The organism is Dyadobacter fanqingshengii (genome assembly GCF_023822005.2).
GTDB lineage: Bacteria > Bacteroidota > Bacteroidia > Cytophagales > Spirosomataceae > Dyadobacter > Dyadobacter fanqingshengii.
On the sequence record NZ_CP098806.1, the window covers coordinates 4409966 to 4428200 of the forward strand.

Here is an 18235-nt window from a genome sequence, read left to right on the forward strand (position 1 = left end):
ATATCGAGAAATTTTAAAATAAACACTTTTCGCACTATGAAAACACTACTACTAATACTGTCACTCGTTTTTGCCAATCTGACTGGATTTGCGCAATGGAGTACAGATCCGACACAAGGCAATTTAATTCGACAGGGGACAAACACGATACGAGAATTTAATCTTCATACGGATAATAATGGTGGAACATTCCTTGTCTGGGAAGATTGGCGAACATTTGGACCAAATATTTACGCACAGCGCATTACCACAGCTGGTTCACCAAAGTGGGATGAAAAGGAAGGGCATATAGTGCGGGCTATGCAAGGGTACGATGAAATGATTGCATACATCGCTGAAATCGGATCCACAAGTGATGGAAATGGGAATGCCATAATCGCATGGTCAGATACGCGGGATCTTTTTCAAGTTTATGTTCAGAAGATCAATGGAACCGGTCAAACGCAGTGGCAAAACAAGGGACTTAGCATATGTACCGATTGTTATTATGCCGAAAAAGTAAGGATAATAAGCGACGGAAGTGGCGGGGCTATCATTGCATGGAGTGGTGACAAGGCTTCCTCGGAAGCAAGTGAGGTCTATATTCAACGGATTAATGCAAACGGTGAAAGCCAATGGCAAAGCAATGGGGTAAGAGTGACTAATAATGATGAAAGTGGTAAGAACTTCCTGAACATTGTGAGCGATGGAAAGGGTGGCGCAATTGTTACATGGGAACATTTGGAAAATGGGATAAGTGACATTCGGGCTCAGCATTTAGATAACAATGGTAATCCTCATTGGGCAGCCGAAGGGGTTGTTCTAGGTAACTTTACAACAGGTATCGGAAAGCAGCCCGAATCGATAGCTGATGGCAATGGTGGAATAATAACTGTTTGGTATGACGTTCGTAATTCTTCCGGAAATCTGTATGCTCAAAGAATCAACTCGAATGGACAACTTCAATGGACTCTTGGAGGACTGCCTGTTTGCACGGCAAATGAAGAGCAGATTGATCCTCGCATCATCAGTGATACGCAGGGAGGTGCGATAATCGCTTGGCAGGATTCGAGAAATGGCACTGCTAACAATGACATTTATGCGCAACGGATAAATGCAAGCGGCCAGGCTCAATGGGCAATCGACGGAATACCAGTGTGCGCCCAGTCGTCTAATCAATTTAGCCCACATATAACTCCTGATGGTGAGGGTGGAGTTGTTATGTGTTGGACTGATACCCGGAATGCTGGAGTCATTTATGACAACAAAGATGTATATGCCCAGCGCGTGGCTGGATCAGGAACTCTGCTCTGGGAAAGCAACGGCGCTCCGGTTGCCACAGGAGAGGCTATTCAGGGTACCGCAGCAATTGCGAATGATGATAATGGTGGCTTTGTTATCATCTGGGGCACCGATGACAGCATATTTGCATCTCGCCTTACTAAAGATGGCCTGCTTCCCGTGACGCTGGTGACTTTTGATGCGCTTGCAGAAAATGACAACGCAGTTCTAACATGGACAACCAGTCAGGAAACCAATAACAAGGGTTTTGAAATCGAACGCAGTGCCGATGGAAAGCATTTTGAAAAGATTGGGTTTGTAAATCCATATAACAGCGAATCCGACACAATTCAAAACTATCAATATACCGACTCTGCCCCACTCTCAGGCCCTAACTATTACCGCCTCAAGCAACTCGATCATGATGGTAAGTTTGCTTTTAGTAGAATGTTGCATCTGGAATTTAAAAGCCAGAATAAATTCTTCGTTTTCCCTAATCCTGCTTTTAAGTCAATTTATGTCGAAACTCCGTATGAAAATGGAAACATACAAGTCACTGATATGATCGGGCATGCAGTATTTAACACACCTCCAACCGGCACACGGACCCACGTCGACATCGCAAATTTACCTGTCGGCATGTATGTCGTTAAAACTATTTCTTGGAGTCAAATTTTTATGAAACATTAACACGCTCTTGAACAACTAAATAGATACACTATAACATTAACACATCTGGCCATGAAAAAACATTATCTAATGCTCCTTATTTGTCTGTCGACAGTAACATCCTTCGCTCAGTGGGTTGACGATCCAAAAGTCAACAATACCATACATGTTCCACTGGCTTCTGACTATATAAAGCAACATCAATTAATGGAGGATGGATTAGGTGGGGCGGTGTTTGTTTGGGACACTAAAAGCGATGATGCATCTCAAAGTAAAAGCTTCGGCCAAAAAGTGGATGCAAACGGAGTGTTGAAGTTTCCCCCAGCTGGGCAGTATTATGGATTAGGGGACATTGTAAATGCTATTCGAGATCCAAAAACAAACGGAACTTTCATTTGCCGAAGGTCATCAGCACATCCAGGGAGCTCCAACTTTTATATCCAATTAAACGACGCAGCCGGAAATTTGGTTTGGCAAGCTGACATTGGGACTGTTTCATATGCCGGACAACCTGTTTTTCACCATCAGGTTATAAGCGACGGCCTTGGTGGCGCATTCATAGTCTGGAGAAAGTATATTAACACATCATTTTGGTCCGAAATGAGCGACTTATACATCCAACGTGTGAACTCCGCAGGAGTGGTGCAATGGCAAGAAGGCAGCGTCCCTATATGCACAGCAGAAGGCATTCAGGATAGAATGCAAATTGCAACGGATAATAATGGAAACGCAATTATAACATGGGTTGATCTTCGGACACCATACAACAGAAACATTTACGCTCAAAAAATCAACGCCGCTGGTGAGATACAATGGCAAAAGGATGGAATATTGGTATGCGGGGCAACAGGCCATCAAATAAATCCCTCCTTAATAACAAACAGTGAAGGGGGCGCAATCATCGCCTGGGAAGATAGCAGAGGGGCAAGAACCAACACTTACATACAATCGGTGAATGGGGATGGTTCAATGAAATGGGCAGTTAACGGGATAAGAGTTATTGATGACGTTAGTATTCAGACATCTCCCCGCCTTGTTAGTGATGAAAGAAATGGGGCCATATTGACGTGGCAGGATAATCGCAAGAACCAGTACAACGTTTATGTCCAGCGAATCAATGGTGATGGGCAAATGATGTGGGAAACAGCAGGTAAGGCTGTTTGTATTGCACCTGGATACAAAGAACCTCCCAAAATAGTAAAGGATGGTTCCGGTGGAGCAATATTGGTATGGGGTGACTGGCGTATCTCCGAAAACACTAACATATTTGCCCAATTGATTGACGGTGACGGTCATGTAAAATGGACTTTGAATGGTGCAGAAGTCGCCACAAATGAATCTTACCAGGCGGACCCGCAGATTATCTCTGATATGAAAGGTGGTGCCATCATTTCCTGGATAGAGGGCAGAGACACGGACGACGGGTTAAAATTCCTCCTTCAAGCCTCCCGCATCAAAAACGATGGCACGCTCCCTGTTACACTGACCTATTTTGCAGTCAATAAACAAGATGGAGGAAACTTGCTGACTTGGGAAACTTCTCAGGAAACAAATAGTGAAAGCTTCTCCATTGAACGCGGCGCCGATGGTAAGACATTTGAAATTGTAGGCACTGTCCAAGCCATTGGAACTTCAAACCGAAATAAATCATATCGCTTTTTGGATGTAAATCCCAATCCCGGCAACAACTACTATCGGTTAAAGCAAACAGATTTGGATGGCAAGTTTGCTTACAGCAAAATGATTAATGTTAGATATGACGGTGTTGGCGATGACATCACTGTGTCGCCCAGCCCTGGAACTGGCTTGTTTACCGTGCACTTGGAAAGCATTAATACAGGGACTATTAAGGTTGTATCTTCGAATGGAAAAGAAATGTACCGTAAAGAATTCAATAACCAAAACGAGATTCCTATTGACATTCAAAATGTACAAGCCGGCTCTTACGTCCTGCAAGTGGTTTCGGAAGGAAACATTTCTAGTAAAAAAATATTAAAATTCTAGACCGTTCCGACCCTCTGCTTGTAAGCGGACATCCCACTGGCTGATGCCCTGAAAACAAAAAAAGACGCTAGAATGAGCGTCTTTTTCTTTCGTGGGAGTTGAGGGATTCGAACCCCCGACCCTCTGCTTGTAAGGCAGATGCTCTGAACCAACTGAGCTAAACTCCCTTTTCCCCGTCGTTTGGGAGTGCAAATATGTAGGACTAAAATCTTCTCTGCAACTTTTTCAGCGAAAAAAATTTAAAAAAATTGCAATTCATTGAAGATCAAGGCACATTTTTATTCAAAATTCAGATACAATGTCACCGTGTGGGTGGACAATTTACTGATTCCGGTTCCCGCTGAATTTTTAGTCGGCTGGAAAACATTCGTCAACCCGTGAGAGAAACGCAATTCGGGAGCGAATTTGAAAAATTCAAAAAATTGTTCGTAACCTACACCGTAATCGATTGAAAAATCACTTGATTTTGTGTCCAGCTGCCCGCCGCCCCTGCTCCTTTTAACATTCGTTTCCAAGCCTAAAGTAAAGCCCGCAACCATATACATCCGGGAATTGACTCTTCGTAATGATTTGTATTTCAATAACAAAGGGATCTCAATCCAAGTTGATTCACGTTTTTCGATTTTATCGGTTCCGTTGGGATAGCTGAATTTCACATGACGTTCATATAGAGAAACGGATGGCGTGGTGCGGATATCGAAATGGTCCGTAAGAAATGCATTCACAATGAAACCCATGCGGAATGCCGCATTTGTCGGGGATTGGATGACAAATGCAGAGTCTTTGGATACAAAATCGTTATTATGCTTGACATTAAACCGGGTGAAAGGAACGCCAAACAGGATTCCATAATGAATAGGCTTGTCATCATAAAATTCCAGGTGACGACGCCTGTAACCAATGCCCTGTGATCTCACTTCCTGAGCCGCCATCAGCAGCACAAGAATGCTTAGTATTATTTTTGCCCTATGTAAATCGAACAAATCCCGAAGGTAAGTGTAATGCATTTGGTATTGATAAAACCTGCTTTTTTATAGATTTCAAGAAAAGCCTCTCCATCCGGAAACGCCTGGACAGACTCGGGCAGATATGTATACGCCGAACTGTCTTTGGAAACGCTCTTGCCGATCAATGGCAATATATATTTGAAATAAAAATTATAAAACTGTTTAAAAGGGAAGCTGCGCGGCTTGGAAAATTCTACCACCACACAAGTTCCGTCTGGCTTCATCACGCGGTTCATCTCGCTCAGTCCTGCCAGCAAATTCTGAAAATTGCGTACTCCAAACGAAACGATGATTGCATCGAAATAATTGCTCTCGAAAGACAAGTTTTCAGAGTCGCCGCTCTGCAATGTAATGATGTCCTGCTTGCCGAGTTTAGCTATTTTTTCGCGGCCAACGGCGAGCATTCCTTCCGAAATATCAACGCCAATGATCTTTTCGGGCTTTAGTGCCAATGCCTCTATCGCAAAATCACCCGTGCCCGTGGCAATGTCCAGAATGACTTTCGGAGCCTGTTTTTTTAGCAGCTTAATGGCCCTTTTGCGCCAGTAAATGTCCACTCCCGCGCTCAAAAGATGGTTCAGCAGATCATATTTTGGTGAAATATTATCAAACATTTCAGCGACCTGCTCTCTTTTGCTGCCTTCTTTATCTTTATATGGAACTACATTCATTTTGCTTTATTGTTAATACAACAATTAAACAAAATTAACAGATAAATGTGGTTATTCTGATTACATGAATAATGTAATTCCAATGCCATGATGACCAAAACCAGAAACCTGCGTCTAAACGGAGAATCTACTTAGGACTAACAGTTAATCGGTTGTCAATCATGCATCACTATTTACTTGGAACACTCCTTATCATTGCGACTTCGGCCGTGAACGCGCAAACGCGGCGGATAGCCTCATCGAATGGCATCAGCCAGAAAAAAAGTTATGACCGGAACGACTATCTGCCTTTTACACTGAGCATTAAGTCAGGATTAACGCAGTTTTTTGGAGAATTGAATGAGCAGGATATGCGCGGAGTTTCCGGTGTGAGCATTGGCAAGGCTTTCAACAAGAACATTTCCCTGCATTTGGATTATCATTCGGGAAAGATGGGCGGTCAGAAATTCGCATTTTTCAATTCCTGGTTTGTGAATGGTTATAATAGCGTTGAGCTAATGGCGAAATGGAATTTGACTGAACAGTTTAACCATTTTGAGCCGGGTGATGTGCATTTTAGCATTTACGGCGGATTGGGGATTTTACATTTCAGTGCTAATGCTTATGATCTGGATAACAATCAATTGCTTCGGTTTACAAACAGTCAACTAAGTGCCCGGAACCCACATTTCCTGCGCTGGGGCCGGCCGAAAAGTTTGGCCAACATTAAAAGAACCCGCGAAGGACTTTTGCCATTAGGCACTTCTCTCGACTACAAACTGTTAAGACACTGGAAAGTTGGCCTCGATTATCGTTTCTATTTTGTAAGAACAGACAAGCTGGACGCAACTTCCGGCATGCGCGTGATCAACCCCGAAGAAAGTGAGTCATACAGCGATACGCCCAATGATAAATTTAGTTTTATTGCCGTAACATTGACCTATCGTTTCCATTTATCCCATTAGCAGAAGTCTAAAATGTTCTCAAACACCGTTAAATACAAGCTTTATCCCACATTGCTCAATCGTTTTGACCGTTTTGAAAAAGGTTATATCAACGAAACGGAGCTCCTTAACAGCGTGAACCGCCTGCCAGTCCCGCAAACGGAGGCACAGCGGAAAGGCGTTTCTTTTGAGGAAGCGGTGATCAAAGGCATTGACGAAGAAGAATTTGACCCTGAAATCCTTTCGCGCGTGCGTGCATTGCTCCCCCGACCGATGCTTAAAACGCAGGTTTATTGTGAGTATCAGGTGGAAGACGTGCTGCTTTACGGCTATGTGGATGTGCTGGGAAAAATGGTTGCCGTCGACATTAAAACCACCAGCAATTATCAGCCGGGCTGTTATGCGGCAAGCCATCAAAATTTTTATCTCCCTGCGTTACGCGGCAAAGGAATCCGGTGCCTGAAATACGTAATCACCGATTTTAGGGAAGTTTACCAGGAGGAGTACGATCATTCCATCGATTTTTCTGCCCAAATGCGCCAGATCAAGGCATTTTGCGAATTTCTTGAAGCGCATCGGGCGGAGATAACGGATCAGCGGATTTTTGGGAATATATAATCATGCATGCTGAAAAGCAGGATGGTACAGGACACCTTTATGAGCCATTAATTAGAATATTGAAAGTAAAAATATCATAATTTCAACAGCGCTTCATGAGGAAGTCCACACCCGTTCCCGAGGATGAGCCGCATTTGGGCGAGCTGTGGAACCGTTTTCGCCAAAACGATGAGCAGGCTTTTGACGAGCTCGCCAAGCGCCGTTACCGCCTTCTGTTTAATTATGCTACAAAATTTACCAAAGACACGGAGCTGATCAAGGACTGCATTCAGGACCTGTTTTTGGAATTATGGTATCGCAGGACCCGCCTTACCGACACTTCCTATGTTACAGTTTACCTCATTTGCGCGCTGCGAAACAATCTTTTACGGAAATTGAAAGTCAATACGCGCCTCGACGATTCAGCCGACATTGGCGCCAGCTGCGAAGGTTTCACGGATAACCTGACGGTGGAAACAATGCTGATCAGTTCCGAATCCATGTCGCAAAAAGAACGTGAGATCCGCAATGCGATCAACCGCCTGCCTAAACGCCAGCAGGAAGTGATTTTTCTCAAATTTTACGAGGGTTTGTCCAACGATGAGATCGCCAAAGTAATGGAGATCGAACGCCAAACGGTTTCCAACTTCATTTACAGAGCCATTGCCCAGCTCAAAAATGACCTGCCTTCCTTCTCGAATGTCATACCGCAAATTATTTTAGCATTTTTTCTAAAATTTTTATCATAAAAAGGGTATCCGATTTCCGTCGCGGACTATTTCATAATATATAGTCCAACAAAAACGGAAAATGCAGGATTACGCACGATATGACATTAAAGATTTCCTGGCCGACGAGGCATTTTGCAGATGGGTGCTGCATCAAAAACCTGCCGACAACGCTTTTTGGGAAAACTGGGTCCGTAATAACCCCGATCGTGCAAGCATTGTTACGACTGCAAAGGAGCTGATCTCGGAAATCCATCACGCACAAAATTATCTTAGCGAAGATGAGCTGCAACGTGAATTGCAACGCTTGTCTGCCGCAAGGAAATCGGCAACCGAAGAATTGGAATATGCGGAACCTTCCAACACATGGATCAGTCGGTTTTCGCTCGCATTAGGTGTCCTCACATGCCTGATTGTCCTTTTTTATTTTTATACAAATTCTCCCTTAAAAACGGTCAAGTCGCAAATCAGCCAAGAGTCTTTGAACGATAAGGAAAATGAAAAATGGATTGAAGTAACTAATGATCAGTCTAATACAAAACACATTGCGTTACCCGACGGCAGCTCTGTGAGACTTTCGCCCGAAAGCAAGCTCAGTTACCCGGCCAAATTCGTGCAGCATGAGCGCGAAGTTTTGCTGAATGGCGAGGCGTTTTTTGATGTGACCAAAAATCCTGAAAGTCCTTTTAAAGTCTACACCAGTGATGTGGTTACCACGGTTTTGGGCACCAGTTTTACTGTAAAAGCATTTGATCATGACAAAGATGTGCGCGTTGTGGTCAAAACGGGAAGGGTGACCGTTTCGGCAAATGCGCCGCAAACCAAAACACAGGAGCCGGAGAAGAACGAACTCGTCCTGTTACCCAACCAGCAGGTCGTATATCACCGCGACGATCAGAAAATGAAGCGTTCGCTCATTGAAAATCCTGCACAGGTCGGCCCGACAGACATTACTAATCAAAACCTCGTTTTTGACAATGCACCGGTTGCAAAGGTTTTTGAATCACTCCAAAAACGATACGAAGTCCAGATCATTTACGATGCCGATTTAATGGCCGGTTGCCAGCTTACCGCAGAGCTTGGTCAGGAGCCATTATTTGAAAAACTCGGCATGATCTGCAAAGCCATACAAGCGCGCTATGAATTGATCGACGGGCAGATCGTGATCCACGGAAGCTCGTGTAAATAACATTGAAATACTATTCCTAACCCTTAAAACGAACATTTATGAGCCAATCCAGTCACCCGCCCTGACGTAAAAACAAACAAGCCGACGATGCTGTAACATCCCCGGCCTGTTTTTTCCCCCTTCTTAATTCCCATTAATACTCCGGTTCGCTAAAACCGGAACAGGGGAGTTTTGTATCTCATTTTTCCAAAAAAGCATACATACAAATCTATGAAAATTAGTACGAAACCGATCAGGATTTTACTCAAAATCATGCGCATGTCAATTTATCAGCTGATCCTGTCTATCCTATGCACAACATTGGTTGCGGCCAATGACAGTCGGGCCCAGGAATTACTGAACCGTCGGATTTCACTGGATCTGGATGATCAGAAAATAAGCGTCGCACTCCGGCAGATCAGCCGTCAGGCGTCCGTGCGTTTCATGTATAGTCCGCAGGTGATCCCTGTTGAGAACAAAGTGACCTTACATGTCCATAATGAGCCGCTTAATGTGGTTCTCGAGTCGCTTTTCAAGCCATTGAACATTGGTTACGAAGTCTCCGGCAACCAGCTTGTGCTCAGCATTATTCCTGATTTGAAACCATTAAACCCTCAACCGGCGGAAGAGCAAAAACCCGTTGACAGGAACATTAAAGGATCAGTAAAAGACGAAAAAGGCGCACCATTGCCCGGCGTGAGCATTGTGGTAAAAGGCACACAGCGCGGCTCATTGAGCGATACGGATGGGAATTTTGACGTTAGCATTCCCGACGGCGAGCATACGATCATTTTCTCTTTTGTGGGTTACCTGAGCCAGGAAATTCCGGTGGGCAACCAGAGCACGATGGACATTGTGTTGAAAGACGATTTGAAAGCATTGCAGGAAGTGGTCGTGGTCGGTTACGGAACCCAGAAAAAAGTGAATCTGACTGGCTCCGTGGCTTCCGTGGAAGGCGAAGAACTGCTTAAAACACCCGCAACAAACATTACCAACTCGCTCGTAGGCAGGCTTCCGGGCCTTATTGCGGTAAATGGAAACGGAAAGCCCGGCGCAGGATCGTCCATTTCCATCCGCGGCGCCAGCACATTCGGCGATAACAGCGCATTGATCGTCGTCGACGGCATTATACGGACTTTCGACCAGATCGATCCCAATGAAGTGGAGAGCATTTCCATACTAAAAGACGCCTCCGCAACAGCAGTTTACGGTTCGAGAGCGGCCAACGGTGTTATTTTGGTTACTACAAAACGCGGTGCGACGGGCAAGCCAACATTCAATTACAACGGTTTTGCAGGCTTTCAGCAGCCTACGCAATATCCAAAAGTGCTGAGCGCCTATGAATATGCGGTTACAAAAAATAAGGCCGTTCAAAATCTCGGCAAGCCCATTCAATATTCCGATCAGCAATTGGAAGACATCCGCAATGGCGTGCTTCCTGAATATGACTGGTATGGCAATACATTGAAAAAGCAATCTTTTCAAACCCAACAAAACCTGAGTGTGAGCGGCGGCTCGGATGCGATCCGCTATTTTCTTTCACTGGGTTACCTGGATCAGGACGGCATGTACGACCGCATCAATTTTCAGCGCTATTCCATACGGACCAATGTAGATGCGAAAATCAATAAAAACCTGACCATATCGGCGGACATTGACGCCAGCGCCAGAAACACCAACCAAAGTGCCTACGCGCCCGAATCTATTTTCGACGACATTGTGGCCGCCTATCCGCTGGACAAAGCTTATAACCCCGACGGGACCATTTTTTACACCCGCGAGCAACATCCGGTTGAAGAGATCAAAACCGGCTATAACCGCATGCGGAACAACATTCTGCAAGCTACATTGACGGTGAAACATGAATTGCCGTTTATCAAAGGTTTATCTGTTTTAGGAAGGGCATCTTTTGGCCGTGAGTATTCCAATAACAAGCATTACAATGTGCCTATTTTCATGAACCGCCAGGACGTTGACGGCAACACGCTGGAAATTTATCCTTACGGTGGCTGGAATGGCAAAACTTCCTTAACGCAATCATTCAGCGAGTATAATACAACCACATTGAATGCCTCGCTGAATTATTCACGCAGCTTCGGCCCGCACGAATTGGGCGGCTTGCTCCTGTTCGAACAGCTTGATGCGAAAGGCAACAATTTTTATGGTTTCCGCACCAATTTCCCCGCCCAGGGCTTGGATGAATTTTTCTACGGCGGTGAAAGTCAGAAAGATGCCAACGGTGGCTCGTTCACAGACGGTCGCCGCGGTGCCATTGCGCGGGTTAATTACAGTTTTCAGCAGCGTTATTTGTTCGAAGCATCATTCAGAAGGGACGGTTCTGTGGCGTTTCCGTCCTCCAAGAAATACGGATTTTTCCCAGCTGTGTCTGCCGGCTGGCGCATTATTGAAGAACCTTTTCTTAAAAACAGCGCCGCGCTTTCATTCCTCGATAACCTGAAATTGCGTGCATCTTACGGCGTCGTGGGTAACGACCGCAATGTGTACACGGGCTATCTTTTGAGGAACCCCACATTCCAGTATTCGCAGGTTTACAATCCGTCGGGAACCATTGTATCGGGCACAGAAGGCCTTTCCACCATTGCACCGGGCATTTTGCCCAACCCGGATGTGACCTGGGAAACGGCGTCGGTTTCGGATGTTGGTCTGGAAGGTTCGTTGTGGAAAGGTAAATTGCAGTTTGAAGTGGATCTGTTTTACAAAAGAACTTCCAACATTCTCCGCACACGTATACGCTCCATTCCGGGCACACTAGGTGCGCAGTTGCCGGCGGAAAATTATGCCAAAGTGGATAACAAGGGCATTGAGTTCATGCTGAGCCACCAGAACAGTTTTCAGGCTTTGAAATATTTTGTAAAACTGAACGGAAGCTTCTCGCAAAGCAAAGTGATTACATTGGACGAACCCGCCAACACACCTGATTATCTGTTGCAAACAGGTCGCCCGCTGGGCTTTATTACCGGTTACAAGGCACTGGGTTTTTTCCAATCAGACGAGGAAGTGACTGCTTACTTGCCGCAATTCAATGGCGGACAAAAAGCCGGTGATGTGAAATACGCAGACATTAACGGCGATCAGAAAGTGGATGCGAATGACCTGACAATCATATCCATGGACAACAATGTGCCGAAAGTGATCGGCGGCTTGTCATTCGGCGGCTCGCTTAAAGGTTTTGATCTGAATGTCCTTTTCCAGGCAGCAGGACGTGTACGACAAGTGCTTTACGGCGCTGCCAGGGACTTTTTCCAGGGTGGTTCACGCAATACGTATGTGGATCTGCTGGACCACTGGTCGCCTGAGAATCCTGATGCACTGTATCCGAGACCGTGGGAAGGCCCTCACCCGAATAACTCCCTCACTTCCAGCCTATATCTAAGAAATGCAAGCTATGTGCGGTTAAGGTCCATCGACTTTGGCTATACATTACCTTCAGAGCTGATCAAGAAAATCGGTGTGCGCAATGTGCGGGTTTATTTCTCGGGAGCTAATCTTTTAGTTTGGTCAAAAATGAAAATGTTTGATCCTGAAATTGAGAACACAACCGGCACCTACTACCCGCAGCAGCGCACGCTGAACCTGGGCCTGAACCTTACTTTTTAATCAGTTAATGTTTACTGTCATGACAAAAATATTTGCCAAAACACTGCTGGTTGTAATGATCCTTATGACCACCGCCTGCAACGAAGAATTCCTCGAACGCCAGGCCACCGAGTCCATTCCCGAGGAAAATGTCTTCGAAGATCCTGCGCTGATCCAGCTTTTTGTGAACAATATGTATCTGGATGTGCCCGGCTTTGATCACAGTTTGTATGATAACATTACCGACGAATCGCGCAGCTACTGGGGCGGCGGACCGCGCAATGTGGTACAAGGCCAATGGTTTCCAGACAATAATCCGATGGAATACTGGGCCTATGGACCCGTAAGGAAGACCAATATGTTCCTGAGTAAGATTGACGCGGCCGATGTAGAGGAAGAGCAAAAAACAAATTTCAAAGGACAGGTAAAATTCCTGCGTGCGATGCTCTATTTCAATATGATCAAACGCTATGGCGGCGTGCCCATTATTACTGAGCCACAAGGACTTGATGACGATCTTTTTGTAGCCAAGCAGACTACTGACGAAAGCTTTGACTTTGTTATAAAAGAACTGGAAGAAGCCATTCCGCTTTTGCCCGAAACGCATGGCACCCGCGCTGTGGATGTGGGAAAAGCTAACAGACACTCTGCAAAGGCATTTTTAGGACGCGTGCTAACTTTTTATGCAAGCGCTTTATACAATCCGGCGGGTGACGTTTCGCGCTGGCAAAAAGCCGCGCTGGTCAACAAAGAAGTGATGGATGCCGGTAATTATAAGCTTCATGGAAATTTCCGCAACATTATGCTCGATAAGAACAATGAGGAAGAGATTTTCAGTGTGCAATACCAAAAGCCGTTCCGCGAACATGGCTGGGATTCGTGGGGGCAGCCCGATTCCCAATCCAAGCAGGATGCGGTTGAACGCAGTCCTGTGCAGGAATTTGTGGATGCGTTTGAAATGAAAAACGGAAAAGCAATTAACGAAACAGGTTCCGGTTACGATCCGGCCAATCCCTATAAAAACCGGGATCCAAGGTTTGATGCCACAGTACTTTATAATGGTGCAACCTTTTTCGGTGCAACGATATTCATGTACGAAGGCGCACCCATTGATGGCATTAACCTTCCCTATGCAACAATTACGGGATATTTGATCCGAAAAGGCATGAACGAAACCAATAAGGACTATTACGGCAGTTCGGGCAGCGACCAGAACTGGATAGAACTGCGTTACGCCGAAGTACTTTTGAACTATGCCGAAGCAAAAAATGAAGCATCAACATCACCCGACGCCTCTGTTTACGCAGCCATTGAAGCCGTCCGCCAGCGAGCAGGGTTGCTTCCTTACCAGCTTCCAACGGGACTTTCCAAAGTGCAGATGCGTGAGAAGATCCGCCACGAGCGCTTTATTGAATTGGCTTTTGAAGGAAAACGCTATTGGGACCTGAGACGCTGGAAAATTGCCGAGCAAGTGCTGAATGGTAAACAGTTTAATGCGATGTACATTACCAAAAACGCGAATGGTACGTACACTTACAAAGCCAAACCAGTGGATGGTGTGCCTTATATTTTTCAGGAAAAAATGTATTTCATGCCCATTCCGCAGCGCGAGATCGAGAAAAATCCTAACCTGAAACAAAATACCGGCTGGTAAAAAGCCGCTTTTACTGACTTAGCCCATTTCCTATGAAGTCCAAATTTCAGCATATCCTTCTGGCCATCGTTTTCTTGTCAGTCACATTGGTAAAACCGGCTGATGCGCAAGCGCCTAATCCGGGATTTACACCCAAAAATGGCGACCATATCATCTTGCTCGGCAACACATTTGCGGATCGGATGCGCCATTATGGCTATTTCGAAACATTACTCCAAAAAAACTTCCCCGGTAAGCAGCTGACCATGCGCAATATGGGTTGGAGCGCGGATGAAGTGGGTTTACAGCCGCGCCCGCTCAATTTTCCGGGTTTTGGAGAAAAAACAACCAGACTGACCGAAGGCCAGAAGGAGGTGAAATTTCAAGGTTTTACGCACGAAGGCGAGCGCATCATTATGCCCGTTGCGCTCAACTTTGAAGGTTTGAACCAGGATCTTTACGATCAGAAAGCGGACATGATCTTCTTGTGTTTTGGCATGAATGAAGCATTCAAAGGTCCGGCTGGCCTGCCGCAATTTGAAAAAGACCTCAATGTATTTATCCAAAACCTGCAAAAGAACCAGTATAACGGCCGCTCGACTCCTACGCTCGTGCTCGTCTCCCCGATCGCGCATGAAGAGTTGGGTGTAAATTTTCCAAATCCTGCGGAGCACAATAAGAACCTGGAATTGTATACAAAAGCCATGCAAAAAACGGCTTCCGCAAAAGGGCTCTTTTTCATAGATCTGTTCACGCCTTCCTTTGCTAAAATGAAGCAGAAAGGGCAGGAAAAATGGACCATTAATGGCATTCACCTCACTGGCAATGGTTATAGGCTGGCTGCTGAGTGGATGGGACAGTCACTGGGTTTTGGGAAGATGCCTGATATGAACTCAGAAAACAGCAAGAAGCTTCTGACTGTGATCAAGATGAAGGACGATCATTTCTTTTACCGCTGGCGAGCTGTGAATGGTGAATACATTTACGGCCGCAGGAGAGAGCCGTTTGGGGTGATCGCATTTCCTCCGGAGCTTCGGAAATTGAACCAAATGACTGCGTCGCTGGATTCGGTGATCTGGGAAATGGGCAATAGCAATGGTGTTGAGGCTTATCAAAAAGCCATTGAAATTGTGGATAGGCGCGGAAAACCGGTTGATCCCATGTTAATGCCGGAAATTCCGATGACCGGAAGACAAGGAGAAGCCGCAAAAGCCGCCGCGCATGCGCATCACGAAAAAATGTGGCCTGCAACGACTGATAAATTTAAGCTGCCTGCTGGTTACGAGATCAATCTTTTTGCCTCAGAAAAGGATTTTCCAATTGAAAAACCGGTGGCTATGAACTTCGATGCGCGGGGCAGGCTTTGGGTGGCGACGATGCCCACTTACCCGCAATATTTCCCGGGCATTCCCGTCCATGACAAAATCGTGATCCTGGAAGACACCGATGCAGACGGTAAGGCCGATAAGCACACCGTTTTTGCCGACGACCTTTATCTTCCATTGGGTTTCGAGTTTGGCGATGGCGGCGTTTATGTGTCCCAGGAGCCGGATATTGTGTTTTTAAAAGACACCGATGGCGATGACAAAGCCGATCATAGAGAAGTGATTCTGACAGGTTTCGGCTCCGAAGACAGCCATCACGCCACGCACGCATTCACATTCGGGCAGGATGGCGCATTGTATTTCAATGAAGGCACATTTTTGAATTCGCAGGTGGAAACGCCTTACGGCCCGATCCGCTCTTATGCGGGCGCGACTTATCGCTTCGAGCCGCGCACGGCGAAACTGACCCATTACATTTCCTATCCTTATTACAATCCGTGGGGAAGTGTTTTTGATAAATGGGGCATGCATTTGATCGGTGATGCGTCGGACGGCTCCAACTATTTTGCGCCGCCCATGACCGGCAATGTTACTTATCCGGACAAGCATCCGCGCATCGAAATGTTCACCGAAACGCGTGTAAGGCCAACGGCGGGCATCGAAATCGTTTCCAGCAGACAGTTTCCGGATGAAGTTCAGGGTGATTTTTTGGTCAATAACAACATTGGTTTCCAGGGAACAAAGCAGCACCGCATCATTCCGCGAGGCTCCGGCATTGGTAGCAAGGAAGTGGAGGCGATCCTGCAATCCGAAGACCCAAACTTCCGCCCGATCGACATTGAGTTCGGCCCGGATGGCGGCTTATACATTGTAGACTGGTACAATCCGCTGATCTCACACGGTGAAAATCCACCGCGCGATCCTGCGCGAGATAAATCGCATGGCCGCGTTTGGCGGATCACTTACAAAGGTAAACCGGCTCTCAAAGTATCCGATATTTCAAAGCAAAGCATTTCGGAATTACTCAATAATCTGAAAGTTCATGAAGATCGTTTCCGCTATCGATCACGGGCGCAAATTCGGGAAAAGAAAGCGGAGCAAGTTTTGCCTGAATTGAAAAAATGGACGGCTGCTTTGGATAAAAATGATCCACAATACGAGCATAATCTGCTTGAAGGTTTGTGGCTTTATCAGGATTTCAATGTAGTTGAACCAAACATTTTGAAAACACTACTCAACGCGAAAGAGCCTCAGGCACGCGCTGCGGCCACAAAGTTGCTCCTTTACTGGCGCGACCGAATCCCCAATTCGCTGGAACTGATGCGTGCCCGAGTGAATGATGAATCGGCGCGGGTGAGGATTGAAGCAGTTGTCGCATTGAGTTATTTCAATTCAGAAGAGGCAGTAATCGCTGCCACGGATATCTTCAAATATCCAACTGATTACTACATGGATTATGCGGTGCATGAAACATTCCGGTTTTTAAAACCGATCTGGCTGGCGGGTATGAAACAAGGCAAAAGCTTTGGAGCTAATCAAAAACAAGCCAATCGTTATCTTTTGAAGCTGGCTAATGCGCAGGAGCTCGCCAAATTACCACAAACGCCCGACGTGCTGGCAGCCATGCTTACCCGGCCGGATATTCATGTTGCAAAGAAACAGGTAGCCGTAAGCAGCCTGGCAAAAACTCAAAAAACAGGCAAGGTTAATGTGCTGTTGAATGCAATCCGTGAAGAGGAAAAAAGCAGAAAAAGCAATCAGCAGAGCCCAGCACAACAAGAGCTTATTAAACTTTTATTAGCTTCCGAGCCATCTGAGTTGAAACAAAATCAGGCTGAATTGACAAAACTAATCAGCGCGGACACGAGCCAGGTGATGCAGGCGACTGGTTTTGCCGCAACGATCACTTCCGGACAGTCGGATCAAATGTTAGAAAAAGCCATTCAGGAGAAACCAGCGGCTTATTTGACAGGAATTTCGATGCTGACCAATGCAGATTTGAAAGCTTCATTTTATAAAAAAGTAAAAGACCTGGCTCCTAATATGCCGGCAGTTGGCTATCCTTTATTGATGAAAATGACCCTGGAAAGCGAAGCCAAAACGCAGAGCACGAAGGATTTGGTGGCATCATTAAGCAGCACTCCCGAGTCTATTCAGAACTCACCAGCATTCGCCACCGCCATTACAACTATGAAAAACATGGTAAATGGTGTGGCTGAAAAAGACAGAAAGTCTGTGCTTTCGATGCTGGAAAATATGGGTACGATTGAAATAAAGCTCGTTGCCATTGAAGCGAAAATGGCCTTTGACAAAAAAGCATTAAGTGTTCCAGCAGGCAGAGCAGTAACATTGGTCTTTGAAAACCCCGACCTGATGCCGCATAATGTGGTGATCGTCAAACCCGGAACGGCCGAAAAAGTGGGTGAAGCGGCGGATGCGATGGCGAGTTTGAAAGATGGTTTTGAAAAGAATTTTGTACCATCGACGCCGGATGTGCTGTTTGCAACGCCGCTGGTGAATTCAGGAAAAAGCTTCCGGCTGGAATTCAAAGCGCCAACGCAGCCCGGCGAATATCCATTTATATGCTCATTTCCGGGTCATTGGCGGGTTATGCAGGGAATTTTGACGGTTACTGATTCCAAAGTGCCCTGAT

General features: G+C 45.8%; 11 protein-coding genes and 1 tRNA gene. 9 read left to right on the plus strand and 3 right to left on the minus strand.

The window, feature by feature from the left end:
- The first annotated feature begins 36 nt into the window (after positions 1–36).
- Complete coding sequence (locus NFI81_RS18305) at positions 37–1950, plus strand: T9SS type A sorting domain-containing protein (protein ID WP_234611033.1); 1914 nt, start codon at positions 37–39, stop codon at positions 1948–1950.
- Positions 1951–2001: 51 nt separating this feature from the next.
- Positions 2002–3933, plus strand: a complete 1932-nt coding sequence (locus tag NFI81_RS18310; RefSeq protein ID WP_234611032.1) for a T9SS type A sorting domain-containing protein — start codon at positions 2002–2004, stop codon at positions 3931–3933.
- A gap of 92 nt (positions 3934–4025) precedes the next feature.
- Here the strand turns inward: NFI81_RS18310 and NFI81_RS18315 are convergent.
- The 3 genes from NFI81_RS18315 to ubiE form a co-directional block, all read right to left on the minus strand.
- Positions 4026–4100, minus strand: a tRNA-Val gene (locus NFI81_RS18315).
- A 111-nt stretch (positions 4101–4211) separates the two neighbouring features.
- Positions 4212–4940 carry a type IX secretion/gliding motility protein PorT/SprT gene (gene porT, locus NFI81_RS18320; RefSeq protein ID WP_445438737.1) on the minus strand — a complete coding sequence of 243 codons (729 nt, stop codon included), beginning with the start codon at positions 4938–4940 and terminating at the stop codon, positions 4212–4214.
- Positions 4889–5611, minus strand: a complete 723-nt coding sequence (ubiE, locus tag NFI81_RS18325; RefSeq protein ID WP_234611031.1) for a bifunctional demethylmenaquinone methyltransferase/2-methoxy-6-polyprenyl-1,4-benzoquinol methylase UbiE — start codon at positions 5609–5611, stop codon at positions 4889–4891. The genes porT and ubiE overlap by 52 nt, the downstream gene beginning before the upstream one ends.
- Positions 5612–5772: 161 nt before the next feature.
- Between ubiE and NFI81_RS18330 the strand changes: the two genes are divergently transcribed.
- The 7 genes from NFI81_RS18330 to NFI81_RS18360 all read left to right on the plus strand — a co-directional run bounded on the left by NFI81_RS18330 (position 5773) and on the right by NFI81_RS18360 (position 18234).
- Complete coding sequence (locus NFI81_RS18330) at positions 5773–6555, plus strand: hypothetical protein (protein ID WP_234611030.1); 783 nt, start codon at positions 5773–5775, stop codon at positions 6553–6555.
- 12 nt (positions 6556–6567) lie between these two features.
- Positions 6568–7152, plus strand: a complete 585-nt coding sequence (locus tag NFI81_RS18335) for a hypothetical protein (protein WP_234611029.1) — start codon at positions 6568–6570, stop codon at positions 7150–7152.
- A gap of 95 nt (positions 7153–7247) precedes the next feature.
- Positions 7248–7880 carry an RNA polymerase sigma factor gene (locus NFI81_RS18340; RefSeq protein WP_234611028.1) on the plus strand — a complete coding sequence of 211 codons (633 nt, stop codon included), beginning with the start codon at positions 7248–7250 and terminating at the stop codon, positions 7878–7880.
- A gap of 61 nt (positions 7881–7941) precedes the next feature.
- A complete protein-coding gene (locus NFI81_RS18345) occupies positions 7942–9048 on the plus strand; it encodes a FecR family protein (RefSeq protein ID WP_234611027.1) in 1107 nt (368 codons plus the stop codon).
- Positions 9049–9258: 210 nt separating this feature from the next.
- The gene (locus tag NFI81_RS18350) at positions 9259–12645 is read left to right on the plus strand and encodes a TonB-dependent receptor (protein ID WP_234611026.1); all 3387 of its coding nucleotides are present in this window, start codon (positions 9259–9261) and stop codon (positions 12643–12645) included.
- Between the two features lie 19 nt (positions 12646–12664).
- The gene (locus NFI81_RS18355; RefSeq protein WP_234611025.1) at positions 12665–14278 is read left to right on the plus strand and encodes a RagB/SusD family nutrient uptake outer membrane protein; all 1614 of its coding nucleotides are present in this window, start codon (positions 12665–12667) and stop codon (positions 14276–14278) included.
- A 32-nt stretch (positions 14279–14310) separates the two neighbouring features.
- The gene (locus tag NFI81_RS18360) at positions 14311–18234 is read left to right on the plus strand and encodes a PVC-type heme-binding CxxCH protein (protein WP_234611024.1); all 3924 of its coding nucleotides are present in this window, start codon (positions 14311–14313) and stop codon (positions 18232–18234) included.
- Position 18235 lies beyond the last annotated feature (1 nt).